Raw genomic sequence first — 1,253 nt, forward strand, 5'->3', positions numbered from 1 at the left:
CTGCACCGCGTCCTCGGCCTCGAAGGCGGACCCGAGCATCCGGTAGCAGTACCCCGTCAGCTCGACCCGGTGCCCTTCCAGGCAGCTGTCGATCCCGGCCGCATCCGGCTTATCGGCCGCCGCTCCCATGGCCGTCGTCGTGGTCAGATCGCTCATCGCTCCACCCCTGTCGCGCGCCCTCGCGCTGTGGCACCCGTCACCCGGTACGTCGGAAGCTACCGCAGGCCACTGACAGCCGGGCGCAGGACGAACAAGGGGGGTACCGGAGGCCGTGGCTTTGGCCACGATCCGTCCGGCACCCCTCGGGACGCGCCCAGCCTCGCTCAGGTCCCGGGCTTGCGCCCGTACACGTACACGTCGTCGCCGTTCTTCAGCAGTTTCCAGTATGCCTTCGCGTCGGCGGGCCGCATGTTGACGCACCCGCCGGAGCCCGGCGGGTTGTACATGGACTTGGTGACCGAGTGGAACGCCTGGCCGCCGTCGAAGAACTGGGAGTACGGCATCCAGACCTTGTAGATGGTCGACCAGTGCTTGATGTTGCGCCAGTAGATCTTCTTGGCCCCGGTCCGGGTCTCCGCGCCGTCCCGCCCGGTCCGCACCGGCACCGGACCGTACTTCAGCTTCTTGCCGTCCTGGATCCAGCTCAGCTGCCGGGTCAGGTCGACACAGGCGATGCGCCCCTTGTTGGTGGGGCACTTCCCCGCCTTGTTGGGGTTCTTCCCGGCCGCCTTCTGGGCGAGCATCGTGTTCATCGTGCGCCAGGTCAGCGGACCGGCGTAGCCGATGGTGGGGGTGATCCCGTGGGCCTTCTGGAACTTCTGGATCGCCTTGCAGTCGGCCGTCGACTGCTTGCCGTCCACGGGCCGCTTGAGGAACTTCTCGACCTGCTTCTGGTGGGGCCCCACCGATTTCGTGCAGGACGCCGCGTGGGCGGCGGTGCCGCTGCCCAGGACCAGGGCCGGAGCGGCCACCAGTCCGGCGACGGACAACGCCACCCCCCGTCGCAGCCGTCTGCCGGATGTCTTCGCCATGTCTCCCATGCGGCAACTCCCCTTCGCCCACAGTGGTTTTGTGGTTACGCCTGGTAGACGTACGAAGGGGAGCGGTGGTTGCGCGCCGACAGGTCTCGGTTGCGTCCCGAAAACCGGTGGAGCGGCCGACCGGAAGGCCGTAGGTTCGCCTGGTTCAAGATCCGCGCGTTCACGACGAGGTGTTTTCGATGACGGTCCGAGCAGTGCCGGGCGACTCCGCCC

Annotated in this window: 1 protein-coding gene and 1 pseudogene; both read right to left on the bottom strand. The window is 67.8% G+C overall.

Annotated features, from left to right (window positions below):
* Positions 1-156, bottom strand: a pseudogene (locus tag ACZ7HQ_RS45630) (RNA polymerase subunit sigma-70); the annotation flags it as partial.
* Between the two features lie 167 nt (positions 157-323).
* Positions 324-1,040 carry a L,D-transpeptidase family protein gene (locus ACZ7HQ_RS45635; RefSeq protein ID WP_030576047.1) on the bottom strand — a complete coding sequence of 239 codons (717 nt, stop codon included), beginning with the start codon at positions 1,038-1,040 and terminating at the stop codon, positions 324-326.
* Positions 1,041-1,253: the final 213 nt, after the last annotated feature.

Source organism: Streptomyces sp. NPDC037290 (assembly GCF_055603245.1).